This is a genomic window from Candidatus Phytoplasma zeae (genome assembly GCF_001712875.1).
In the GTDB taxonomy this organism is placed as follows: domain Bacteria; phylum Bacillota_I; class Bacilli_A; order Acholeplasmatales; family Acholeplasmataceae; genus Phytoplasma; species Phytoplasma asteris.
Genome location: NZ_CP015149.1, coordinates 350891 through 376303, shown reverse-complemented (window position 1 = coordinate 376303; position 25413 = coordinate 350891). Strand labels below are relative to the sequence as shown.

The 25413-nt window shown below is 34.7% G+C and carries 15 protein-coding genes, 4 tRNA genes and 3 rRNA genes; all 22 read left to right on the top strand.

Translation table 11 applies throughout. The features are described from left to right. The first annotated feature begins 4 nt into the window (after positions 1–4). The 22 genes from rpmH to rpoC all read left to right on the top strand — a co-directional run bounded on the left by rpmH (position 5) and on the right by rpoC (position 25395). Positions 5–139, top strand: coding sequence for a 50S ribosomal protein L34 (rpmH, locus tag MBSPM3_RS01820; protein ID WP_024563646.1), 135 nt, complete (start codon positions 5–7; stop codon positions 137–139). A 182-nt stretch (positions 140–321) separates the two neighbouring features. Continuing rightward, positions 322–669, top strand: coding sequence for a ribonuclease P protein component (gene rnpA, locus MBSPM3_RS01815; protein ID WP_069028262.1), 348 nt, complete (start codon positions 322–324; stop codon positions 667–669). Between the two features lie 18 nt (positions 670–687). After that, on the top strand, positions 688–2265 hold the full coding sequence (locus MBSPM3_RS01810) for a YidC/Oxa1 family membrane protein insertase (RefSeq protein WP_069028261.1): 1578 nt from the start codon (positions 688–690) through the stop codon (positions 2263–2265). A gap of 375 nt (positions 2266–2640) precedes the next feature. Continuing rightward, positions 2641–2724, top strand: a tRNA-Tyr gene (locus MBSPM3_RS01805). 115 nt (positions 2725–2839) lie between these two features. After that, positions 2840–4372, top strand: a 16S ribosomal RNA gene (locus tag MBSPM3_RS01800). A gap of 105 nt (positions 4373–4477) precedes the next feature. Further along, positions 4478–4554 (top strand) — tRNA-Ile (locus tag MBSPM3_RS01795). A gap of 63 nt (positions 4555–4617) precedes the next feature. Then, positions 4618–7482: ribosomal RNA gene (locus MBSPM3_RS01790) — 23S ribosomal RNA — on the top strand. A gap of 36 nt (positions 7483–7518) precedes the next feature. Further along, positions 7519–7627 (top strand): 5S ribosomal RNA (gene rrf / locus MBSPM3_RS01785). The 16S, 23S and 5S rRNA genes sit together here with 4 tRNA genes alongside, the layout of an rRNA operon. A gap of 35 nt (positions 7628–7662) precedes the next feature. After that, positions 7663–7738, top strand: a tRNA-Val gene (locus MBSPM3_RS01780). A gap of 6 nt (positions 7739–7744) precedes the next feature. Continuing rightward, positions 7745–7821: transfer RNA gene (locus MBSPM3_RS01775), tRNA-Asn, on the top strand. A 297-nt stretch (positions 7822–8118) separates the two neighbouring features. Beyond that, a complete protein-coding gene (locus MBSPM3_RS01770; protein ID WP_069028260.1) occupies positions 8119–10266 on the top strand; it encodes a polyribonucleotide nucleotidyltransferase in 2148 nt (715 codons plus the stop codon). An 84-nt stretch (positions 10267–10350) separates the two neighbouring features. Then, a complete protein-coding gene (locus MBSPM3_RS01765; RefSeq protein WP_069028259.1) occupies positions 10351–12798 on the top strand; it encodes an HAD-IC family P-type ATPase in 2448 nt (815 codons plus the stop codon). A gap of 5 nt (positions 12799–12803) precedes the next feature. Next, entirely contained in the window at positions 12804–13511 is a 708-nt protein-coding gene (gene rlmB / locus MBSPM3_RS01760) for a 23S rRNA (guanosine(2251)-2'-O)-methyltransferase RlmB (RefSeq protein ID WP_069028258.1), read from the top strand. A 221-nt stretch (positions 13512–13732) separates the two neighbouring features. Beyond that, positions 13733–13918 carry a 50S ribosomal protein L33 gene (gene rpmG / locus MBSPM3_RS01755; RefSeq protein ID WP_011160627.1) on the top strand — a complete coding sequence of 62 codons (186 nt, stop codon included), beginning with the start codon at positions 13733–13735 and terminating at the stop codon, positions 13916–13918. 16 nt (positions 13919–13934) lie between these two features. Continuing rightward, complete coding sequence (gene secE / locus MBSPM3_RS01750; RefSeq protein ID WP_069028257.1) at positions 13935–14345, top strand: preprotein translocase subunit SecE; 411 nt, start codon at positions 13935–13937, stop codon at positions 14343–14345. Between the two features lies 1 nt (position 14346). Then, entirely contained in the window at positions 14347–14961 is a 615-nt protein-coding gene (nusG, locus tag MBSPM3_RS01745) for a transcription termination/antitermination protein NusG (protein WP_011160629.1), read from the top strand. Between the two features lie 196 nt (positions 14962–15157). After that, positions 15158–15583: a 50S ribosomal protein L11 gene (rplK, locus tag MBSPM3_RS01740; protein ID WP_069028256.1), complete on the top strand. Its 426-nt coding sequence runs from the start codon at positions 15158–15160 to the stop codon at positions 15581–15583. A gap of 93 nt (positions 15584–15676) precedes the next feature. Then, positions 15677–16369 (top strand): 50S ribosomal protein L1, encoded by a 693-nt coding sequence (rplA, locus tag MBSPM3_RS01735; RefSeq protein WP_069028255.1) that lies wholly within the window; start codon positions 15677–15679, stop codon positions 16367–16369. A 39-nt stretch (positions 16370–16408) separates the two neighbouring features. Then, positions 16409–16918, top strand: a complete 510-nt coding sequence (rplJ, locus tag MBSPM3_RS01730) for a 50S ribosomal protein L10 (protein WP_069028254.1) — start codon at positions 16409–16411, stop codon at positions 16916–16918. 44 nt (positions 16919–16962) lie between these two features. Beyond that, positions 16963–17340 carry a 50S ribosomal protein L7/L12 gene (gene rplL, locus MBSPM3_RS01725; protein ID WP_069028253.1) on the top strand — a complete coding sequence of 126 codons (378 nt, stop codon included), beginning with the start codon at positions 16963–16965 and terminating at the stop codon, positions 17338–17340. A gap of 169 nt (positions 17341–17509) precedes the next feature. Further along, positions 17510–21331, top strand: coding sequence for a DNA-directed RNA polymerase subunit beta (rpoB, locus tag MBSPM3_RS01720; protein WP_069028252.1), 3822 nt, complete (start codon positions 17510–17512; stop codon positions 21329–21331). A gap of 2 nt (positions 21332–21333) precedes the next feature. Next, positions 21334–25395 carry a DNA-directed RNA polymerase subunit beta' gene (rpoC, locus tag MBSPM3_RS01715; protein WP_069028251.1) on the top strand — a complete coding sequence of 1354 codons (4062 nt, stop codon included), beginning with the start codon at positions 21334–21336 and terminating at the stop codon, positions 25393–25395. Positions 25396–25413: the final 18 nt, after the last annotated feature.

Sequence of the window (25413 nt, the reverse complement as noted above, 5' to 3'; positions counted from 1 at the left end):
TTTTATGAAAAGAACATATCAACCTAGTAAAATCAAAAGAAAAAGAACTCATGGTTTTAGAGCCAGAATGGCAACTGTTGGAGGATGCAAAGTTCTTGCTAGAAGAAGAGCTAAAGGACGTTTGCAACTAACAGTTTAAAATCAAACTAACTTGATTTTGATTAATTCAAACCAAAAATAAACACCACTTTTTAGGTGTTTTTTTTGATAAATTTCTTTTTATTGCTATTGTATCATTAATAATTGTGGAATTTATATTTTTTAAAATGTTTAATTGATGTTTTGAATATAAAAGTTAAGAATTTTAGGATTATTAAGAAGATGAAAAGAAAATATATTCTTAAAAAAGAAAGCGAAATCACCCCTGTTTTTAAATCTAAAAAAAGATACGGGAACTCCCTTTTTATTATTTATTACTTCAAACAAAATGCCTTTCCTCATTTTAAATTTGCTTTAAGTGTTGGCAAAAAATATGGTAAAGCCCATGAAAGAAATTTAATTAAACGTCGTTTAAGAGCAATTATTAGGGGTGTTTCTCCTTGCCTTAACCCCAAAATGTTTTTTGTTATTGTTATTAAAGCTCAAGCCAAAAGCCTAACTTTTCAACAATTAAAAACTTTCTTTTTGCAATTTGCTACCAAAACTCGCATATTACTTTCAAATAACTAAAATAAGGAGTTAATTAAAATGGATGTTAGAAATCATTCTTCAAAAAAAAAGTTTTTATTTTTAGCAATTTTTCTATTTGGGTTATTTTTTTGGCTCCTTACTCCTCCAAAGCGTGAAAAAATAGAAGTTTTTGACAAAGTTTTTGTTTTTAAAAGTAGCGAAAAATATGAAGAATATTTTACAAATAATGATCCTTCTAAATTAAATGAATGTGCTGATATTTTTGTGGTTTATGTTATCAATAACAAAAAGAAAGAAATTCAAATAGCTATGCAAGACGAATTTAAAGGCATGTTAAATAAAAAAAAACAATCAAAATATTTTTTTGGTTTAATGAAAAAAACAGATTCTGAAGTAGAAGATGTTTCTAATTTTGACCTTTCTAAATTAAATAAAAAAGAATATTTTTTAACTTTTAAACCAGATGCTGATGTTTTTAAAAATAAAAACGATAAAGAAAAAACCGAATTCAAAAATAAATTAATGAAGGATTTTTTAACAGTTTCTGCAGGCACTAATGATGATTATATTCAAAACAATAAATATCAAAAAAAAGAATTAAAAGATGCATTAGAATTTAGAACATATGAAGATAAAACCCCTCTTTCTTTAGAAAATATAAAATTAGATTTTGACAAAGATCATTATGCAGAAAATATCAAAAACACTTCCAATAATGATTCATCTAACATTGATATTAAATTTACAAACAACAATAACGACCATTTAATATCTAGAAAACTTTTTATAACTAATTCTTCGGTTCCAATTCAATTTCCTTCTAGACTGGAATGGAGCCTGTTTGGTTATTTTTGGAATGTTTTAATAATTTCAATTGGCTCTTTTTTATATTTTTTCTCAACTTTCTTAGTTTCTGGTGCTTCTGGTATTTTTTTTGGCAACTTAGGGTTAGGAATTGTTTTAGCTACTATTTTCATCCGTACTTTAACTTGGCCTATTTATACTAAAACAAGTACTTTGAGTATGAATATGAGTTTAATTCAGCCCGAAATTGAAAAAGTAAAGCAAAAATATGCTCTCAAAAAAGATCCTGCCTCAGCTCAAAAAATGCAGTTAGAAATTTTAAAAGTTTATCGCAAAAATAATTTTTCTTTTTGGGGCTTTTTATTGTCTTTCTTGCAACTTCCCTTATTTATTGCAATTAATCAAACCTTAAGTCGCTTTATTATTCCTGGAGGTATTTTTGCAACTGATAAATTAATTGAAAAGCCCTTTTTAGGATTCATTAATTTAAACCCTTCTAATCCCAATAATGCTTTTGTTATCTTTTTTCTTTCTTTTTTAGTGGGAGCAACGATGTTTATTTTGAATAAAATTATTTTTAAAAAACCAGATTATTTAAAAACCCCTTCTTATCATTTGACTTCAGAACAAAAACAAAAAGCTAAACAATCAGAAAAAAGCATGAAAATTATGAGTGTTTTTATGATTTTAATGATGGTATTTTTCTCGCGTTCTAACCCAATATTGTCTTTATATTGGATTGTTGGGAACACCTATACTATTTTCCAAACTTTGCTCACTAGAAAAAAGATGCAACAAAAATATTTTGCATTAAAACAAAACGCTTTATAAAAACTTTTTCCTTCATCAATACTTGCAACAATTCAAAAATCAAACTAAGTAAAAAACAAACAAAACTTTTATATTTTTTTCTGCAGTTCTTAATTTTCATCCTTATAATTTTTAAAAAACATTTTTTGTAAAGCAACATATTTAGTTAGGATAATTTATTCATATATATATATATATATATATATATATTATTTTGCAAAAAAAATATTTCAAACACCATTATCCAATTCCAAAATATCTTTTTCCAAAACCCAAATTCCTATCAAAAATAACAACCCAAATTAAAATTTAAAAAAAATCAAAAAAGCTTGCTTTTCATTTTTATATGTGCTATAATATTTAAGGTAAATAAATTTGAAATTGTTAAGCAATTTCGGAGGGATAGCGAAGTGGCTAAACGCAGCAGTCTGTAAAACTGTTCCGTAAGGTACGGTGGTTCGAATCCACCTCCCTTCACCATTAATTTTTTTAATCTTTGAAAACTGAAGATGATAATTAACGAATATTTTTAATTATTTTTTTAACACCTTAAAATTGACACCAAAAAGCAATTTTTGATGTATCAATTTTGTAACATACGAAGAGTTTGATCCTGGCTCAGGATTAACGCTGGCGGCGTGCCTAATACATGCAAGTCGAACGGAAGTTTAAGCAATTAAACTTTAGTGGCGAACGGGTGAGTAACGCGTAAGCAATCTGCCCCTAAGACGAGGATAACAGTTGGAAACTACTGCTAAGACTGGATAGGAGACAAGAAGGCATCTTCTTGTTTTTAAAAGACCTAGCAATAGGTATGCTTAGGGAGGAGCTTGCGTCACATTAGTTAGTTGGTGGGGTAAAGGCCTACCAAGACTATGATGTGTAGCCGGGCTGAGAGGTTGAACGGCCACATTGGGACTGAGACACGGCCCAAACTCCTACGGGAGGCAGCAGTAGGGAATTTTCGGCAATGGAGGAAACTCTGACCGAGCAACGCCGCGTGAACGATGAAGTATTTCGGTACGTAAAGTTCTTTTATTAGGGAAGAATAAATGATGGAAAAATCATTCTGACGGTACCTAATGAATAAGCCCCGGCTAACTATGTGCCAGCAGCCGCGGTAATACATAGGGGGCAAGCGTTATCCGGAATTATTGGGCGTAAAGGGTGCGTAGGCGGTTAAATAAGTTTATGGTCTAAGTGCAATGCTCAACATTGTGATGCTATAAAAACTGTTTAGCTAGAGTAAGATAGAGGCAAGTGGAATTCCATGTGTAGTGGTAAAATGCGTAAATATATGGAGGAACACCAGTAGCGAAGGCGGCTTGCTGGGTCTTTACTGACGCTGAGGCACGAAAGCGTGGGGAGCAAACAGGATTAGATACCCTGGTAGTCCACGCCGTAAACGATGAGTACTAAACGTTGGGTAAAACCAGTGTTGAAGTTAACACATTAAGTACTCCGCCTGAGTAGTACGTACGCAAGTATGAAACTTAAAGGAATTGACGGGACTCCGCACAAGCGGTGGATCATGTTGTTTAATTCGAAGGTACCCGAAAAACCTCACCAGGTCTTGACATGCTTCTGCAAAGCTGTAGAAACACAGTGGAGGTTATCAGTTGCACAGGTGGTGCATGGTTGTCGTCAGCTCGTGTCGTGAGATGTTGGGTTAAGTCCCGCAACGAGCGCAACCCTTATTGTTAGTTACCAGCACGTAATGGTGGGGACTTTAGCAAGACTGCCAGTGATAAATTGGAGGAAGGTGGGGACGACGTCAAATCATCATGCCCCTTATGACCTGGGCTACAAACGTGATACAATGGCTGTTACAAAGGGTAGCTGAAGCGCAAGTTTTTGGCGAATCTCAAAAAAACAGTCTCAGTTCGGATTGAAGTCTGCAACTCGACTTCATGAAGTTGGAATCGCTAGTAATCGCGAATCAGCATGTCGCGGTGAATACGTTCTCGGGGTTTGTACACACCGCCCGTCAAACCACGAAAGTTGGCAATACCCAAAGCCGGCGGCCTAACTTCGCAAGAAGAGGGAACCGTCTAAGGTAGGGTCGATGATTGGGGTTAAGTCGTAACAAGGTATCCCTACCGGAAGGTGGGGATGGATCACCTCCTTTCTAAGGAAACAATTATCATCTTCAGTTTTGAGAGACTTAAGAAAGTTTTTCATTGTAACTTGCTTACAAATTATATTTGCAACATTTTAATCTTTTTAAGATTAAGGGCCTATAGCTCAGTTGGTTAGAGCACACGCCTGATAAGCGTGAGGTCGGTGGTTCAAGTCCATTTAGGCCCACCATAACCACAAATAGGCAAAATCTTAAAAAAGCTCTTTGAAAAGTAGATAAACGAAGGTTAAAAAATCAAAGGAACTAAGGGCGCACAGTGGATGCCTTGGCACTAAGAGCCGATGAAGGACGCAATTAACGGCGAAACGCCACGGGAAGCTGTAAATAAGTGAAGATCCGTGGGTCTCCGAATGGGAAAACCCATTACATTGAAGATGTAATATTCTTCTAATACGATTTATCTTGTTAGAAGAAAGGAAACGCGGCGAACTGAAATATCTAAGTAACCGCAGGAAAAGAAAGTAATAACGATTCTGGTAGTAGTGACGAGCGAACCCGGAACAGCCTGATACCATTTCTAGTTACAAAATTTTAACGAAGTAGAAGCTTTTGGAAAGAAGCACCAAAGAAGGTGACAGTCCCGTAAACGTAAGTTAAAATCTAGGGTATCAATAAGTACGGCGAGACACGAGAAATCTTGTCGGAAGATGGGAGGACCATCTCCTAAGGCTAAATACTTATTAGTGACCGATAGTGAACTAGTACCGTGAGGGAAAGGTGAAAAGAACCCCGAAAGGGGAGTGAAATAGATCCTGAAACTGTGTGCCTACAATTAGTCAAAGCACGTTAATGTGTGATGGCTTGCCTTTTGCAGAATGAACCGGCGAGTTATGATATGGAGCAAGGTTAAGTTTTAAGGAACGGAGCCGTAGCGAAAGCGAGTCTTAATAGGGCGTTTAGTTGCATGTCATAGACCCGAAACTGAAGTGAGCTAGCCATGAGCAGGTTGAAGTTTAGGTAAAACTAAATGGAGGACCGAACCAGGACACGTTGAAAAGTGTTTGGATGACTTGTGGCTAGGGGTGAAATTCCAATCGAACTCAGAGATAGCTGGTTCTCCCCGAAATAGCTTTAGGGCTAGCGTTGATTTAGTAATTTGGTGAAGGTAGAGCACTGAATGAGTAAGGGCTCCACCTCGGGGTACCGAACTCAATCAAACTCCGAATGTTACCAAATAAAATCAGCAGTCAGACTGTGGGTGATAAGGTCCATGGTCAAAAGGGAAAGAGCCCAGACCGTCAGCTAAGGTCCCAAAATTGATGTTAAGTGGCAAAGGAAGTGAAGACGTTTAAACAACTAGGAGGTTGGCTTAGAAGCAGCCATCCTTTAAAGAGTGCGTAATAGCTCACTAGTCGAATGACTCTGCGCCGAAAATGTACCGGGGCTAAAACATCATACCGAAGCTACGGATTGAAATAACTTCTTAGTTATTTGAATGGTAGGGGAAGCGTTCTGACATCAGTGAAGCCATAGCGGAAGCAGTGGTGGAGAGGTCAGAAGTGAGAATGCCGGTGTAAGTAACGAAAAGATAGGTGAGAATCCTATCCGTCAAAAACCCAAGGTTTCCAGGGCCAGGTTCGTCCTCCCTGGGTTAGTCGGGTCCTAAGGTGAGGGAGAAATCCGTAATCGATGGCAAGCAGGCTGAGATTCCTGCACTAGTTAATCAACTGACGGAGGGACAAAGCAGGCTAAACACGCCCCTTATTGGATTGGGGTAGAAAAACTAAGTCTGAGAAGACAGGCAAATCCGTTTTCTCATTTAAAGACAAGGTTTGAAAGTAAAGTGATTGATGTCATACTTTCAAGAAAAGCTTCTAGGGCTAATTGATTAACTACCCGTACCGCAAACCGACACAGGTGGGTAGGTAGAGTATACTAAGACGCGCGAGCAAACTCTTGTTAAGGAACTCGGCAAAATTACTCCGTAACTTAGGGATAAGGAGAGCTTTTATTAAAACTAAAAGCCGCAGAGAATAGGCCCAAGCGACTGTTTATCAAAAACATAGGTCTCTGCTAAACCGCAAGGTGATGTATAGGGGCTGATGCCTGCCCGGTGCTGGAAGATTAAAAGGAGATGTCAGGCAACGAAGCATTGAATTGAAGTCCCAGTAAACGGCGGCCGTAACTATAACGGTCCTAAGGTAGCGAAATTCCTTGTCGGGTAAGTTCCGACCCGCACGAAAGGCATAACGATTTGGGCGCTGTCTCAACAAGAGCCTCGGTGAAATCAAATTACCGGTGAAAATGCCGGTTACCCGCGACAGGACGAAAAGACCCCATGGAGCTTTACTGCAACTTAATATTGAAATTGGAAATAAGATGTACAGGATAGGTGGGAAACTGTGAGAGAAAAACGCTAGTTTTTCTGGAGTTGTCCTTGGGATACCACCCTTGTTATTTTTAGTTTCTAACCTGCACATGTGTAATGTGAGGGACAGTGTTTGGTGGGCAGTTTGACTGGGGCGGTCGCCTCCTAAAGAGTAACGGAGGCGTTCGAAGGTTCCCTCAAAATGGTTGGAAATCATTTGTAGAGCATAAAGGCACAAGGGAGCTTGACTGCAAGACTTACAAGTCGAGCAGGGACGAAAGTCGGACTTAGTGATCTTACGGTACCGAATGGAAGGGCCGTGACTCAACGGATAAAAGCTACCCTGGGGATAACAGGCTTATCGCTTCCAAGCGTTCACAGCGACGAAGCGGTTTGGCACCTCGATGTCGGCTCATCGCATCCTGGAGCTGGAGAAGGTTCCAAGGGTTGGGCTGTTCGCCCATTAAAGCGGAACGCGAGCTGGGTTCAGAACGTCGTGAGACAGTTCGGTCTCTATCCGTCGTGGGCGTTGGAAATTTGAAAGGAACTGTCCCTAGTATGAGAAGACCGGGATGGATATACCGCTGGTGTTTCAGTTGGTTCGCCAGAGCCACAGCTGAGTAGCTATGTATAGAAGGGATAAACACTGAAAGCATCTAAGTGTGAAGCCTCCCTTAAGATGAGATTTCCCTATGAGGTCCCTGAAAGACTATCAGGTTAATAGGCTAGAGGTGTAAGAAGAGTGATCTTTTCAGCTGACTAGTACTAATAGACCCATTGACTTTGATTTTTTTAAATACCAACGTTTATCTAGTTTTGAAAGATCCTTGGTGCATAAAACTAAGGGGCAACACCTGTTCCCATCCCGAACACAGCAGTTAAGTCCTTAGTACTGACAATAGTTCTTTATTGAGTGAAGATAGGGAGTGCCAAGGTTTGTTTTATAAAAAAGAATAAAAAAGAATAAAAAAGAGGATTAGCTCAGTTGGGAGAGCGTCTGCCTTACAAGCAGAATGTCGGGGGTTCAAGTCCCTCATCCTCTACCAAAAACTGCCTACGTAGCTCAGTTGGTTAGAGCATCTGACTGTTAATCAGAGGGTCCTAGGTTCGAGTCCTAGCGTGGGCGCCATCTTTGTTGTATTTTTTCTTTTGTCCTTGAAACTCATTTTTTAAATTAGTATTTTCTAATTTATTAAGTCAATTTTACAATCAATGATTGGCTTATTTTTTTAACAAAATTCTCTTTTTTAAGAAAATAATTTTAAATTGATTTTTTATAAATATCACTTAAAATTAAAATAATTATCTAATTATTAAGCTAGTTTGTTGAAATCAATTCAAACTCTAGCTTTTTATTTTTATATATTTTTTTATCACATCCAAAATTACCCCAACCCCAACCCAGTTACTTAAAGGAGTATCTCAAGTGTTAAAAAAAGTTTTTGAAACTACTAATTTAAAAGATTCTTTTCAAGTCGAAATAGGAACTTACGCCAGAAACGTTGATGCTTCCATTTTAGTACGCTACCAAGATACAGTGGTTCTTACAACTACTGTTTTTAGTCGCAAACCAAATAATCTTGATTTTTTACCTCTTACTATTATTTATCAAGAAAAATTATATGCTGCTGGAAAAATTCCTGGCAGTTTTTTACGCCGAGAAGGACGTTCCAACGATCACGAAATCCTCACTTCACGCCTCATCGACCGTTCTTTACGCCCCCTATTCCCTGATTATTTTCAACAAGAAGTGCAAGTAATTAATACAGTTTTAAGCCTAAACCCTGATTTTAAAAGCGAGCTTGCCTCCATGCTTGGAAGCTCTCTTTCTCTATTGATTTCTGAAATCCCCTTTTTTGAAGCTATTTCCGGAGTTTATGTAGGAAAAATCAACGACAAATTTATCATCAATCCCACTTTGCAACAACTTGCCAATTCTACTCTACATTTGATGGTTGCAGGTACCAAACACAACGTTACTATGATAGAAGCACACGCCAATGAAGTTAGCGAACAAGACTTTTTAGAATCCATTAATTTTGCTCACCAATATATTAAAAAACTGTGCTTATTTCAAGAAAATATCAAGCAACAATTTGCACCTGATAAAATAACAAATACCTTGCACCAAACCGAACAAACCCAACAACAAGCCTTTTTTGCCAAACACCAATCCCAAGTTAAACAAGCTATTTTAAGTTGCAACAGCAAAAACGATTTACAGCAATTAAAAGAACAAATCCTAGATCAAGCCAAACAAACTCCTTTTTTCAAAACTATTGACACTACCACTGTTTTTGATTACGAAGCCCACAAAAAACATTTACAAACAACAGAAACCCTATTTCAAAAATTATCCAAACAAGAAACACGTTCTTTAATTTTGCAAGAAAAAATAAGACCAGATAAAAGAGGATTAGAAGAAATAAGAACTCTTGAATCTCAAATTGATTTGTTGCCCCGCGCTCATGGTTCTGCTTTGTTTACTAGAGGACAAACCCAAAGCCTTGCTGTAGTGACCTTAGGATGTTTATCAGAAAGTAAAATTATTGACGGTCTAAGCGACGAACAAAACAAATGTTTTATGCTTCATTACAACTTTCCTCCTTTTTCAGTTGGTGCAGTTGGTCGTTATACTGCCCCTAGTAGAAGAGAAATCGGACACGGCACTCTTGCCGAAAAAGCCATATCTCAAGTTTTGCCCGAAGAAAAAGACTTCCCCTACACTATTAGAGTAGTTTCTGAAATTCTAGAATCTAACGGCTCTTCTTCTCAAGCCACTGTTTGTGCTTCTTCTTTGGCATTAATGGCATCAGGAGTTCCTTTAAAAAAAGCAGTTGCAGGAATGTCAGTAGGATTAGTTTTTGACCAAGCAACGAATAAATACGTTATTTTAAGCGATATCCAAGGTTTAGAAGACCACGTTGGAGACATGGATTTAAAAATCGCAGGCACCAATAAAGGAATTACTGCTTTACAAATGGATCTTAAAATTCAAGGAATCCCTTTTAAAATTTTGCAAGAAGCTTTTTTGCAAGCCAAAAAAGGACGCCTTCATATTTTAGAACACATGAGCCAAACAATTTCTCAACCTCGTTTAGAAGTTTCGAAGTACGCCCCTAAAGTTTGTATGATGCAAATCAAACCAGAAAAAATTCGTGATATTATTGGAAATGGTGGCAAAATCATCAATCAAATTATTGAATCTCATGATGGTGTAAAAATCGATATTGAACAAGACGGACGCGTTTTTTTAATGCATTCCAACTTAGAAACAGTCAAAAAAACAGTCGCTTTTATTGAAAGTTTAATCCAAGAAATTCAAATAGGCACTTGTTATCAAGCCTCTATTTTGCGTTTTGTAAGTGACAAACAAGGAAAAATGATTGGAGCTGTGGCACAAGTTTGTCCAGGAATCGAAGGACTTATCCACGTTAATCAAATGAAATTTCAAAAAATCACCGATGTTTTAAAAATAGGTGAAACAGTTTCGGTTAAATGCACCAAAATCAACGACCGCGGAAGAATTGATTTTTTGCTTTTGCCCAAAAATACACAAGAAAAAAAATCTTAGTTTGGCTTTTAAAAATTATTACCAATACCCATTAATTTATAAAAAAAATACCGATATCATTTAAGAAAAGTGTGGTGGTTGTGCATGAATGAATCTTTAAATAATCCCAATATCGCAACAAAACAAAACTTTACAGGACTAACTAACAAGCAAGTAGAACAAAAAAAAACTGCGGGTCAAGTTAATGTTTCTAACTATAAAAATTCTAAAAGTATTAAAGATATCTTATTTAGTAATTTATTTAATTATCTTAATTTGTTGATTTTAATTGTAGCATTAATCGTTATTTTCATAGAACAATATGAACATTTATTTTTTTTAGTAGTTTCTTTAACCAATGTTTTTATTAGTGTTATTCAAGAAATTAAAGCTAAAATAACTCTTGACAAAGTATCTTTGTTGATAAAAAACCATTCTCAAGTAATAAGAAATAGTCAAAAAGAAAAGGTTTTTGCTTCTGATTTAGTTTTGGGAGATCTTTTATTTTTGGAAGCAGGAGAACAAATTGCAGCTGATGCCAAGGTAAAATCGGGTGTTTTAGAAGTTAACGAATCACTTTTAACTGGTGAATCTAAATTAGTTATCAAAAAAGAAAATGATTTTTTATACTCTGGTAGCTACGTGGTATCAGGTCAAAGTTATGCCGAAATTGTAGCTGTAGGAAGTGATATGTATATTGAAAAAGTTTCCCAAGAAGCTAAAAAATACAAAAAACCGACCACTCCTTTAATGCAAAACTTATCTTCGTTAATCAAAACAATCATTATTTTTGTCACACTTTTTGCTATTATTTTAGCTTTTTTTGCTTTTAATAAAGAAAATAATAAAATATCAGGTTTCAGCCAAAATTCCTTACTAGGTTTGTGTGGCATGATGATAGCAATGCTTCCTTTGGGACTTTTTTTGCTGACTAACATTTCTTTGGCAGTAGGTTTTGTACGTTTAGCAAAACAAAAAACTTATGCCCAAAATCTATTTGGAATCGAAATGTTAGCTCAAATAAACACTTTATGCCTCGACAAAACAGGAACTATTACTGATGGCACTATGCAAGTTAAAAAAGTCATTCCTTATCACCCTAAAGAACTTGATTTTACTAAATTAATGAACTCTTTTTTATCTGCTTGCCCCACTTCTAATAGTACTTATAATGCTTTAATAAACAAATTTAGCCCCAATACTTTTCCTACTTCAACTCCTTATCAACCCTCCCAAAATCTTCCTTTTTCCAACACAAGAAAATATAGTGCAGTTGAATTTAACAATTTAGGAACCATTTTTTTGGGAGCTCCTGAATTCATTTTAAAAAACAATTTTCACCTTATTCAAAAAGATTTTGAAACTTACACTAAATCAGGTTATCGAGTGCTTTTATTAGCCAAAAGCCCTGAGCCTTGTATTTCTCAAATAACTTGTAAAAACCAAAAATTACACGACATCCCATGCATTCCTTTAGCTTTAATTATCATCAAAGATACTATTAAAAAAGACGCAGTTACTACCATTGATTTTTTCCAGAAAAATGGCGTTTGTGTTAAAGTAATTTCTGGTGATAATCATGTGGCAGTTTCTCAAATAGCTCAAAGAGTAGGTATTATTGATGCTTATAAAACCATCAGTTTAGAAGGACTTTCTGACCAAGAAGTTATCCAAATAGCTACTAAATATAATGTTTTTGGAAGAACTTCGCCCCAACAAAAAAAAATCTTAATCCAAACTTTTAAACAAGCAGGACAAAAAGTTGCCATGACAGGCGATGGTGTAAACGATATTTTAGCCCTAAAAGAAGCCGATCTTTCCATTGCGATGGCATCAGGCAGCCAAGCCACTTGTAATATTGCTAATTTAGTTTTGATGGATTCTAATTTTTCTTCCATGCCTAAAGTAGTTTTTGAAGGCAGAAGAATTATTAACAATTTAGATAAAATCTCTATTTTGTTTTTTACCAAAACTATTATTGCTTTTATGCTTGCAGTTGCTGTTATTTTATTTAATTTTTTAAGGCGTCCTTGCTACTATCCATTATCACCTTTGAAATTACAATTTGTCATGGATTATTGGTCAATTGGCATTCCTTCGCTTTTTTTATCTTTTGAAAAAAACAACGAAATTATCAGCAAAAACTTTTTACTTAATAATCTCAAAAAAGCCTTTCCCTATGCAAGTCTAGCTTTTATTAGTTATGTCTTAACTTTTGGTGTGCGAATTGGTTTTGTATCAACCCAAACTCCCGATTTCAAACAATTAGAAACAGTTTCTAATTTTGTCATTTTGCTTTCCACCTTCATTTTATTTACTGTTTTATTTAGAATTTCTAAACCTTTAAATCTAGCTAAATTAATTTTATTTGTAGCAATGTTAATAGGATTTATGACAGCTTCATTTATTTTGGATGTTTTGGAAGAAATGTCTCAATTCGATAAACTTGAAAAAGTTTTATTAGTTTTAATCATCATTTTATCCCTTGTCATAACCCAAATCTCCCAAAAACCCCATCCAACAAAAACTACAAAATCGAAAGAAAACAAATAATTAATATGATTATTTACGGAAAAAACCCCATCAAAGAAGCAATTAAAGCGCAGAGAAAAATTTATCAACTATATTTAGATGAAAAAATTAAAGACCATCTTTTTATAATGTTTTTGCAAAAACACAATATTGCTTATCAATTAGTTAACAAAAAGTTTTTATATGATCTAACCAAACAAAAAACCCATCAAGGAGTCGCTGCCAATGTTTGTGACTACACTTTTTACGACTTAGACACTTATTTAGATTCTGCCAAATTCCAAAAATTCTTAATTTTAGACGCCATTAATGACCCTCATAACTTAGGAGCCATTTTAAGAACTGTTGAAGCTTGTGCTTTGGATGGTGTTATTATGAGTAAAAAACATCAAGTCCCACTCAATTCCACAGTTTCCAAAATTTCTTGTGGTGCCTTGGAATACACTAAAGTTTTTTTAGTTACTAATTTGCATCAAACCATTTTAAAACTAAAAAAAAATCAAGTTTTAATCGTTGGTACCGATAGCAATTCTTCCCAATCTTTTCACCAAATCCCTAAAAACATTTCTTTGGCTATTATTGTTGGCAACGAAGGAATAGGCATTAGACATTTATTAAAACAACAATGTGATTTGTTGGTTAAAATTCCTATGTATGGAAAAATCAATTCTTTAAATGTAAGTGTTTCTGCTGCATTAATGATCTACTCCACTTTTATTTTTGGCAATAATTAACCCTTGCCTCCTCCAAAAAACAAACTAATCACTAGCTTTTTTAAGCAGCTAACCATTTATCTAATTTGGGTTACTGTTAGTTTTCTTACCATCTTTCATCCAACATTCCAAATATTTTCTCCCCGGGATATTTTTTTGCACAAAGCAATTTTTATATTTTATTTTTTGCATAAAAACACTGATTTGTGATATAATAAAAAAGATGTTTTGAAAATAAATTAATGTTTTTTCAACTTTCTAACATAAAAGGAGCTATTTTTTTGAAAAAAAATATTTTAGTTTGTGTTTTGTGTCTAAACCGCAATTACAACACCAAACCACGAGCCAATCAAAACTCAAAACGTTTAACTTTAAAAAAATATTGCTCTTATTGCAACAAACACACTTTGCATCAAGAAACTAAGTAAAGGAGTTTTTAACTTTATGGGAATTAAAATAGTAAGCGAAAACAAACCAAATCAGTTATTAGAAGTAATCAAAAGAGAATATAGTTGGCTCAATATTTTACTAATTACCACTTCTATTTTGTCTCTTGCTCTTTGTGGGCAATTATGGCAACAAAAACAGTTTGAAACTATGCATTGGGCATTGCCTTGTGCTTTAGTTCTTTTGAGTGTTTTTATTTTTGCGATAGGTTCATTTGCTTTTTTCAAAGATGCATTTTTGCAAATTCGTAACATTAGTTGGCCTTCCTTAAAACAAATTTTGTTTAAAACATTACAAGTTATTTTTTTCACATTGTTCTTAATCCTTTTTGTTCATGCCATAGATTCTTATGTTATTGGCAAATTAAACCAATTTTGTGTCAAAATCAAAAATTTGTTGAGCAAATAAAATGAATAAAACAGAAAAACAAATAAAAGAGACACAAGCGCAAGAACAACAAGATCAAGAAAAAGACTCCCAAAATACATGTCACCTTAAATGGTATATTGCTCAAACTTATTCAGGTTATGAAAATGTTGTAAAAGACGATTTGTTAAGAAGAGTCGAAAGCATTGGCATAGGTGATTTAGTATCTAATGTTTTGTCTCCCAAAGAAGAATATTATGAAACTCGTTTGGATGGGAAAAAGGTTAAAAAAGAGCGTAAAATGTACCCCGGGTACGTTTTTATTCAAATGATGATTACTGACCGATCTTGGTTTGTTGTCAGAAACACTCCGCGAATTACTGGTTTTTTAGGTTCCAGCGGGATGGGTTCTAAACCAGTTCCTTTATCTGAAAACGAAATCAATCCTGTTTTATTAAAAATGGGCATCATCAATAAACCCGATTATAAAAATTTTATCGGCAAAAAAGTAGAAATTATTTCTGGTTCTTTTTCGGGTCAAATAGGGCAAGTATCAAGTATTGATGACGACCGTGAAAAAATGACAGTGGAAGTAGATTTGTTTGGTAGAGCAACTCCAGTAGAAATTTCTTTCAACGACTTCAAAGAAATATCTTAATTTTTTCATAATTTCTAACATTTTTTTATCAAATATTTAAAATTTATGTTAAAATAAGTTGTCTAAAAAATTTTATCATATTTTTTTATGTTACAATATCAACAATATTCCAAATTTAATGAAACGTAAACAAAGAATAAACAACTCAAATTATCAAGTTTTTTATTTCAATTCTCCGTTCCAAAGAAAGGTTTTTATGGCTAAAAAAGTTGTTAAAACGTTAAAATTACAAATTCCTGCAGGAAAAGCTAATCCAGCTCCTCCAGTAGGACCTGCTTTAGGGCAAGCCCAAGTTAATATTCCTGCTTTTTGTTCCCAATTTAATGAAACAACTAAAGATCAAATGGGTTTCGTTATCCCTGTTATCATTTCTGTTTATGAGGACAGAACATTTACTTTTGTAACTAAAACTCCTCCAGCAAGTGATCTTTTAAAAAAAGCTGCTAAAATTGAATCTGGTTCTGCTAATGCAAGTCAAACCAAAGTAGCTACTATCACCCACAAACAAGTAGAAGAAATCGCCAATTTAAAGCTTCCAGACCTAAATGCTTATTGCGTTGAAAAAGCTTGCAAAATCATTGAAGGCACAGCTCGTAATATGGGAATTTTAGTAAAAGATTAAAATATTAAAATAGTTTTTAACCCAATTATTCAAATTTCAAATTAAAAAAATTTCTAAAAAATGTCAAGTTGTTTTGAGAAAGGAATTACTGCGATGAAACGAGGCAAAAAATATTTAGCATCATTACAAATGTTTGATGTTAAAAAAACATATCCACTTCAAGAAGCTATTAGCTTAGCTAAACAAACTCAAGTTGCTAAATTTGACGCTGCGGTAGAATGTGCTTTTCATCTAAATTTAGATCCTAAAAAAGTTGATCAAAATTTAAGAGGAGCCTTAGTTTTACCACATGGCACTGGTAAAGTCTTAAAAGTAGCAGTTCTTGCTAAAGGAGAACAAGCTAAACAAGCACAAGAAGCCCAAGCAGATTACGTAGGCGACCAAGATTTAATTGATAAAATTGCCAAAAACTGGTTTGATTTTGATGTCTTAGTTGCTACTCCCGAAATGATGCTACAATTAAGTAAATTAGGACGTCTTTTAGGACCCAAAGGACTAATGCCTAACCCTAAAACAGGTACTGTAACAAATGATGTTTTACAAGCAGTTAAAGAAATTAAAAATGGTAAAATTGAATACCGCCTAGACAAAAGCGGGAATATTCACGCCATATTAGGTAAGGTTTCTTTTGATGAGACAAAATTACTAGAAAACTTAAAAACTTTATATCTTCAATTAATGGCTGTTAAACCTCGTACAGTGAAAGGCACTTACATTAAAAGTGTTACTATTTCAACTACGATGGCACCAGGTATTAAAATTGACCCTGTTACAATTTCACAATAATCAAGATCAAAATTTTGAAGGAAGGAAAAGGGCATAATCATGATAAAACCTCAGTTAGCCAAAAAAATAGATTCAGTTGCTGTTTTGCAAGAAAAGATTAGCACTGCCAAAACAGTTATTGTTTTTGAATATGCAAGCTTACCGGTAAGCTCTTTTATGCAATTGCGTCGTGAGTTAAAAAAAACTAGTTGTGAAGTAAAAGTATATCCCAAAAACATCATGCAAAGAGCTGTTACCAACGCCAAACAAGCTGATTTAGTTACCTTTTTAAAAGGAGCAAAAGCTTTAATTATTAGTCCCCAAGAATTATTAGAACCAATCAAAACGATTTATAATTTTGCTAAAAAAAATAAAGCAGTTAAAATAGTTTCTGGCATCGTGGAACAAAAAATTGTCTCCTTGCAAGAAATAAACACCTTAGCTACTTTGCCTTCAAAAGAACAAATGTTAGCGCTTTTAGCTGCTTCAATGTTTGCACCTTTGCAACATTTAGCAATTGGTCTAAATATGTTAGTACAAACCAAAGAACAAGAAAACCCCAAAAAATAAACAATTAATTTATGAATGAAAAGATTATAACAAAGGAGATTGACATGGCTAAGTTAACGAAAGAAGCTTTTGTATCGGCTTTAAAAGAAATGTCTTTATTAGAGATTAAAGAATTATTAGATGGTTTGAAAGAAGAGTTTGGAATTGACCCAACTGCTTTATCAGTTGCAGCTCCTGGAGCAAATAATGCAGCTGAAGTAGAAGAAAAAACCGAATTCATAGTAGTTATGAAAAGTTTTGATGAAAAAAAGAAACTTGCTGTTATCAAAGCAGTGCGCGAAGTAACAGGATTAGGCTTGCTAGATGCTGCTAATTTTGTTAAAGTTCCTGACTCTAAAGTAAAAGAAAATGTTTCCAAAGCTTTAGCAGAAGATATCAAAAACAAGTTAGAACAAGCTGGAGCTGTTGTTGAACTTCAATAAATTATTATCTTGTAAGTAATATAAAAACCTGAGTTTTCTCAGGTTTTTTAGTCTTGCATTTTTTTTATTTTTATACCCCACCCCCAAAACCCAAAAATCGCAAAGACACAATTAAAAATAAAGATTTTGGCAAAACAAACTACCAATTAATAATTTATAGGAGCATAAGATGGGTTATCATAATGTCAAATATGGCAAAAAAGCACAACGTCGTAATTATTCTAAAACAATTTATGATGTTGATTTGCCCAATTTAATTGAAATTCAAAACCAATCTTTTGATTGGTTTTTAAAACACGGTATTAAAGAATTGTTGCAGGATTTTTGTCCTATTGAAAGTTATAATGGGGATTTAAAAATTCACTTTGATGATTATTTTTTAGCACCCCCAAAATATAGCATTGAAGAAACTAAAATTAAAGATATAAGTTATGTTTCCCAATTATTTGTCAAAACTACTTTAGAAAATGTTTTAACTGGCAAAACTAAACAAAGCAATATTTTACTTACTGAATTGCCTCTAATGACTCCCACTGGGACTTTTGTTATCAACGGCACTGAAAGAGTAGTAGTTTCTCAAATTGTACGTTCCGCTAGCGTGTATTTTGCAGGTAATTTTGACAGCAAACTCAACAGAACCACTTATTCTGGACAAGTAATTCCTTCACGTGGTGCTTGGATTGAATACGAAGAAGGCTCTAAAGAAATTTTGTATGCCAAATTAGATCGTTCCAAAAAAATCCCCTTGTCTAATTTTATTTATGCTCTAGGTTTTGACAGCAAAGAAGCAATCGAAAATGTCTTTGGCAAAAGCGCTATCCTTGATTCTGTTTTTGATAAAGAAACTGATATGGACTCAGACAATGCTTTGGTAGAACTGTATTCTAAAATCCGTCAAGGCGAAAAAGTTCCTGTCGACACTGCTAGAGATTTTATCAGAACAAGACTTTTTGATCAAAAAAAATACGACCTGGCTAAAGTGGGAAGATACAAATTTAACAAAAAACTAGACGTTCTTACCCGAGCTGAAAACACTTATTTAGCTTGTGATTTTGTCAATCCCGAAACTCAAGAAATAATAATTGCACAAGACGAACTTTTAACCAAAGAAAAAATTGCAATCCTGAAACAAAATCGTCATTTTTTGCTCCAAGAAATCTTCGACGCTAAACATAATTTAGAAAACGAAACTGATGAAGAGATTTTAGCATATAAAAAAGACCCCCAAAAAAACGAATTATTCACCAAAACTAACATCATCAACTCTCGCACTGGTGAAGTTTTAGTAGCTAAAGATACTTTAGTTAACGACGATATTATCAATCATTTAAGACACAATATTCACACTCTTGATGAAAAAGTATCTAAATTTTTCTTAGGAACTAAAGATATTTATCAAAAAGAAGCATACCGTCAAGGAGTTTTTAACGAAATTTTAGAAGTCTATACTTCAAAAGACGAATCAGGCAAACTATATCACAAAGTCAAACTTATTGGAAACGACCAAAGAGAAACCAAAAAACACATCACTTTGTCAGATGTTATTGCAAGTATTAATTATTATTTGAATCTTTATGAAAACGTAGGCACTGTTGATGATATTGATCATTTAGGGAATCGTCGTTTAAGATTAATTGGAGAATTGTTAAAAAACCAATTCCGAATTGGTCTTACCAGAGCTGAAAAAAATATCAAAGATATGATTTCCACTAGCAAATTCAGCGAAGTTAACGGTCCAGGCGACCTAGTTAATTTTACTTTTTTAATGAGTGTAATCAAAACTTTTTTCACAAGTTCACGCTTATCGCAATTCATGGATCAAATCAATCCTTTAGCAGAATTAACCCAAAAAAGAAGGGTATCAGCTTTAGGTATCGGAGGAATTAATCGTGATCGTGCAGGCATTGAAGTGCGCGACGTGCACAATTCCCACTACGGCAGATTATGCCCCATTGAAACTCCTGAAGGACCTTCCATCGGACTTATCACATCCCTTTCCACTTATGCCAAAGTCAATAAGTACGGTTTTATTCAAACTCCTTTCTTTAAGGTTTTGCACCAAGACGGGAAAACTACCCTTTCGCGCCACATAGATTATTTAACAGCTGACCAAGAAAAAGAAGAAATTATTGCCTCAGCTGGGTTTGTTTTGGATGCCAATAATGCTTTTCAAGACAAAAAAATAATTGCTCGTAGCAACGGTGAAACAGGCATTTTTGAAAGAAGCCAAATAACATATGCTGACGTTTCTCCTAAACAAATTGTCTCTGTTGCAACTTCTTCGATCCCCTTTTTAGAACACAACGACGCTTCCAGAGCTTTAATGGGAGCCAACATGCAACGTCAAGCAGTCCCTTTATTAATCCCTGAATCTCCTATTGTGGGAACAGGTGTTGAATATCGCGCTGCCAAAGACTCAGGTTGCTTAATTATTGCCCGCGAATCAGGATTTGTTACTTATGTTGATGCTCAAAAAATAATTATCACTAAAAAACCCAACCAAAATGTTTCATTAAATGGCAAAACCCTTTACGATACTACCCAAGAATTTACCTACGCCCAAGCCAAGACTTTATACGAGAACAACTACAAAGAACACCAAGCCGAATACACCCTCATCAATTTTGCCAAATCCAACCAAGACACTTTAGTATTGCAAAAACCGATTGTAGTTTTGGGAGAACAAATCAATGAAGGCGATATTTTAGTAAGTGGACCTTCTACATCTCAAGGCGAATTAGCACTTGGCAGAAATGTTACAGTGGCTTTTATGACTTGGGAAGGTTATAACTATGAAGATGCCATCATTATGTCAGAAGAATTAGTCAAACACGATGTCTACACTTCCATCCACATTGATAAATACGAAATTCAAACTAGAGAATTAAAAAAAGGTAGCGGTCAAGAAGAAATCACTAGAGAAGTTCCCAACGTGGGCGCTGATGCTATTAAAAACCTTGACGCAAGAGGAATTATTATTCCTGGTTCCGAAGTTAAAGAAGGAGATATTTTAGTAGGTAAAATAACTCCTCAAGGAAACATTGAACCTTCTCCTTCTGAAAAATTAATTCAAATTGTAATTGGTGAAAAAGCCCGCGAATACAAAGACTCTTCTTTAAGGGTTCCTTTTGGTGAAGGGGGGATCGTTCAAAGTGTTCATTATTTCTCCAGAAAAAACGGTGATGTTCTTCCTGCTGGTGTCAACGAAAACATCCGTGTTTTCATCGCTAAAAAACGTAAAATCAACGAAGGCGACAAAATGGCAGGACGCCACGGGAACAAAGGTGTAATTTCTCGCATCTTACCTAAAGAAGACCTTCCTTATATGGCAGACGGCACCCCAATTGATATCATGTTAAATCCTTTAGGAGTTCCTAGTAGGATGAACATTGGACAAATTTTAGAAATCCATTTAGGAATGGCTGCCAAAAAATTAGGCATCAAAGTGGCAACTCCTGTTTTTGACGGCGTTAATGACTACGACCTTAAAGAAATCATGAAAGAAGCCAATTTAGATCCTGATGGCAAAATGGTTTTATATGACGGACGCACCGGAGAACCTTATGACAGTCGTATTTCTGTAGGAGTTATGTATATGGTTAAATTATCTCACATGGTAGATGACAAACTCCATGCCAGAAACGTAGGACCATACACTTTAGTGACCCAACAACCTATGGGAGGAAAAGTCCAAAACGGTGGACAACGCTTCGGTGAAATGGAAGTATGGGCGCTTTATGCTTATGGAGCTGCTCATACCTTACAAGAAATTTTAACAGTTAAAAGTGATGATATTATAGGTAGAAACAAAACTTACAGTGCCATCGTGCAAGGAACTCCACTGCCTAAACCAAGCATTCCTGAAAGTTTCCGAGTTTTCATTAAAGAATTGCAATCTTTAGGATTGTATGTAGAACTAATCAAAACCGATACTAAAGAAAATGAAGTTAATAAATCCTTAATTGATTACAAAAAGGAAGGTTATAATTAAAGATGAGTGATAACAGATTATTTACTTCAGTAGAAACTTTAAATCTTTCATCTCCAGTTTTAGAAAAATTAAAACTTTCTGGAATCAATACTTTGGAAGATTTTAACACTTTTACTTTAGAAGAGTTAAGGCTTTTACTGCAAGAAGCTTTTTTAGAAGTTTTACCTATCCTCAAAAACTTCGCCCTACCTCGCAATTTACAAAATCTAGATTTGAGTGAAGCCGTTATTAACATTCTTACTGAACTAGGAATGGAAGATTTTCAAGATCTTTTACAAACTAAAATGGCTGTCCTTACAAAAGCATTTGAAACCAATCCCCTTGCTTTTCAAAAATTAAACGACCTATTTAAGTTATACAACCACTTCCCTTCTATTTCATCTGACAAAGAATACGGTAGTAGAGATTATGATTATTTTAAAATCCGTCTAGCTGCTCCTGAAGAAATCAGACAGTGGTCTTATGGTGAGGTTACTAGCTACGAAACAATTAACTATCGCACCTATAAACCAGAGATATCAGGATTATTTTGTCAAAAGATTTTTGGTCCAGTAGTTGATTTCCAATGTGCTTGTTCTAAAAAACAAGTCAGCATCAAAAGTCAATTTTGTAACAAATGTGGAGTTGAATTTACCGAAACCAAAGTGCGTCGTGAAAGAATGGGACACATCGAATTACAAACCCCCATCGTCCACACTTGGTACCTTAACTCTTCTCCCAGCCGTTTAGCTATTCTTTTAAACATCAAAACTAAACAATTAGAAGAAATAGTTTATTATGTTTCTTATGTTGTAATTGATCCTGGAAAAACCGAATTCAAACCTAAAGAAATTATTACAGAAACTCAATACAGTGAAGCTCTTTATGAATTTGGAAACGCTTTTGTAGCTTTAACAGGTGCCGAAGCGGTTAAAAAATTACTAGAAAATCTCAATTTAGAAAAAACTATCAAAGTCCTTCGCAAATCTTTATCGGAAAATTCCAAACAAAAAAGAGAAAGCATTATTAAAAGACTAGAAATCATCGAATCTTTTCATCAATCAGACAACAAACCTGAATGGATGGTAATGGATGTTATTCCTGTATTACCTCCGGGATTAAGACCGATGGTTCCTTTAGATGGTGGTCGTTTTGCCACTACTGAAGTCAACGATCTTTACCGCCGCATCCTTAATCGCAACAATCGTTTAAAAAAACAAATGCTCCAAAAAGCTCCTCGTTTAATCATTAAAAATGAAAAAAGAATGCTACAAGAAGCAGTTGATGCTTTATTTGATAATGCCAAAACTAGCAAAAAAAACGTTAACAACGTCGAAAAAAATCGCCCGCTTAAATCTTTATCCGAAATGCTACGCGGTAAACAAGGGCGTTTCCGTCAAAATCTTTTAGGTAAAAGAGTGGATTATTCGGGACGATCCGTAATTATTGTAGGTCCTGATTTAGAAATGCACCAATGCGGTGTGCCTCGTGAAATGGCAATTATTTTGTTCAAACCTTTCATTTTGAAAAAACTACAAGAAACCAAAGGAATTGACAAAAAAAACGCCAACACCATTTATGAAAAAATGAATGAAGAAGTTTGGAACGCCTTAGAAGAAGTAGTCAAAGAACACCCGGTCCTTTTAAACCGCGCCCCAACACTACACCGTTTAGGAATTCAAGCTTTTGATCCTAAATTAATTGACGGTAAAGCCATTCGCCTCCACCCTTTAGTTACGCCTGCCTTTAATGCCGATTTTGATGGCGACCAGATGGCAATTTATGTCCCTCTTTCTTTAGAAGCCCAAGCCGAAGCGCGCTTATTGATGCTTGTTTCGAACAACATTTTAGACCCTAAAAATGGTAATCCAGTAGTAACACCTTCCCAAGATATGGTTTTAGGAAACTACTATTTAACCATTGAAGAAAAAAAAGATCGCACTATAAACAGCTATGATGCTGCCCAAAGAACTGCAGAACACCAATACAAACATCGCAATGAAGGAACTTTTTTTGCTGACATCAACGAAGCCAAAACCGCTTATCAAAATAAAGAAATCCACCTTCACACAAGAATTTTTATCAAACCAAAAGCAATTAATTTATCATTTACTGAAGAACAACGTCAAAAATATTTAATGACTACTTTAGGAAAATTAATTTTTAATGACATTTTGCCTCCAAGTTTCCCCTACATTAACGAACCAACTCAGTTTAATTTGGATGTCAAAACCCCTGATGCTTATTTTTTAACTCCAGGAACCAACCCCAAACAATTCCTAAAAAAACTTCCCACCCCTAAACCTTTTAACAAAAAATTTCTATCTATGATTATTGCATGTTTTTTCAAACAAATGAAAATTACAGAAACTTCCAAAATGCTAGATCACATCAAAAAATTAGGTTTCAAGTATTCTACTATCGCAGGAATTACAGTTTCATTTGCAGACATCAATACTTACTCCAATAAACAAGAATTGTTACAAGAAGTAGAAGCCCGCAATATTCAAATTGATACTTGGTACAACGATGGTTTTTTAACAGATGCCGAACGTCGTCGTTTAGTAATTAACGAATGGAAAACTATTCGTGATAAAATTCAAGAAGGCTTGATGAAAGAATTTCAACAAGACAACCACATTTTTATGATGAGCGAAAGTGGCGCACGTGGTAGCGTTTCTAACTTTACTCAATTAGCAGGGATGAGAGGGTTAATGAATAACCCTAAAGGTGAAATTATTGAAGTCCCTGTTAAAGCTTCTTTCCGAGAAGGTCTAAAAGTTTCTGAGTTTTTCATCTCTACTCACGGAGCCCGTAAAGGTTCAACTGACACTGCCCTAAAAACAGCCGAGTCAGGTTATCTAACGCGTCGTTTAGTTGACGTAACTCAAGATATTGTTGTTATCAAAGAAGATTGCAATAGTGACCGCGGTTTTGTTGTAGAAGCTATGATGAGCGACGGCAAAGAAATTGTTTCCCTCAAACAACGCATTATTGGACGCTTTGCTAGTTACGACATTTGTCATCCAAAAACCAACGCCCTTATTATAGCGCGCAATGAATTAATTACTGAGTCCAAAGCCCAAGAAATTATTACTGCCAAAATTAAAAAAGTTCCTATTAGAAGCATTTTAACTTGTAATTGTGAATATGGTATTTGCGCCAAAGACTACGGCGTCAATCTAGCTACCAATAAATTAGTAGAAATTGGCGAAGCTGTTGGTGTTATTGCTGCTCAATCCATTGGGGAACCAGGAACTCAATTAACTATGAGAACTTTCCATACTGGAGGAGTTGCTTCTGCCTCAGATATTACTCAAGGTCTTCCAAGGATCGAAGAATTATTTGAAGTACGCAAACCTAAAGGAAAAGCGCTAATCAGCGAATTAAAAGGAAAAATCAAAAAAATTGATAAAATCCGTTCCCAAAATCCAGAAATTGTAATCACAGAAGAAAATGACCCTGACACAGAGCACCGTTATATTTTGGAACCTAATGTCGATATTTTAGTAAGCAAAAACAACAGTGTTTATCCCGGTCAAAAACTAACTTCTGGTTCGGTTGATCTAAAAGAACTTTTAAGAGTGGCAGGCACAACAGAGGTTCAAAAATACATCTTAGAAGAAGTACAAAAAGTTTATCGTGCCCAAAATGTTTATATCAGCGACAAACACATCGAAATTATTATTCACCAAATGTTTAAACAAATTTTAATTATTGATGAAGGTGATACTCAACTTTTACCTGGAACAGAAATTACTATTAATAACTTTAAAAAAGCTAATTTAAAAATGTTAGAAGAAAACAAACTTTTAGCAGTAGGGCGCCCCATTATTTTAGGAATTACGCGTTCTTCTTTAAGAAGTGATTCTTTACTGTCAGCTGCATCTTTCCAAGAAACTACTAAAATTCTAATCGATGCTGCCATCAAAGGAAAAACCGACCATCTTTACGGACTTAAAGAAAATGTTATTATTGGTGGCTTAATTCCTGCAGGAACAGGTATTTTAGAAACTACTTTATTTAAATATCCAAAAGAACCTGCAACAACTTCTGAACTTGCTGAAAAAACTAACCAAAATTAAAAAAAGAAAGGAAATAAA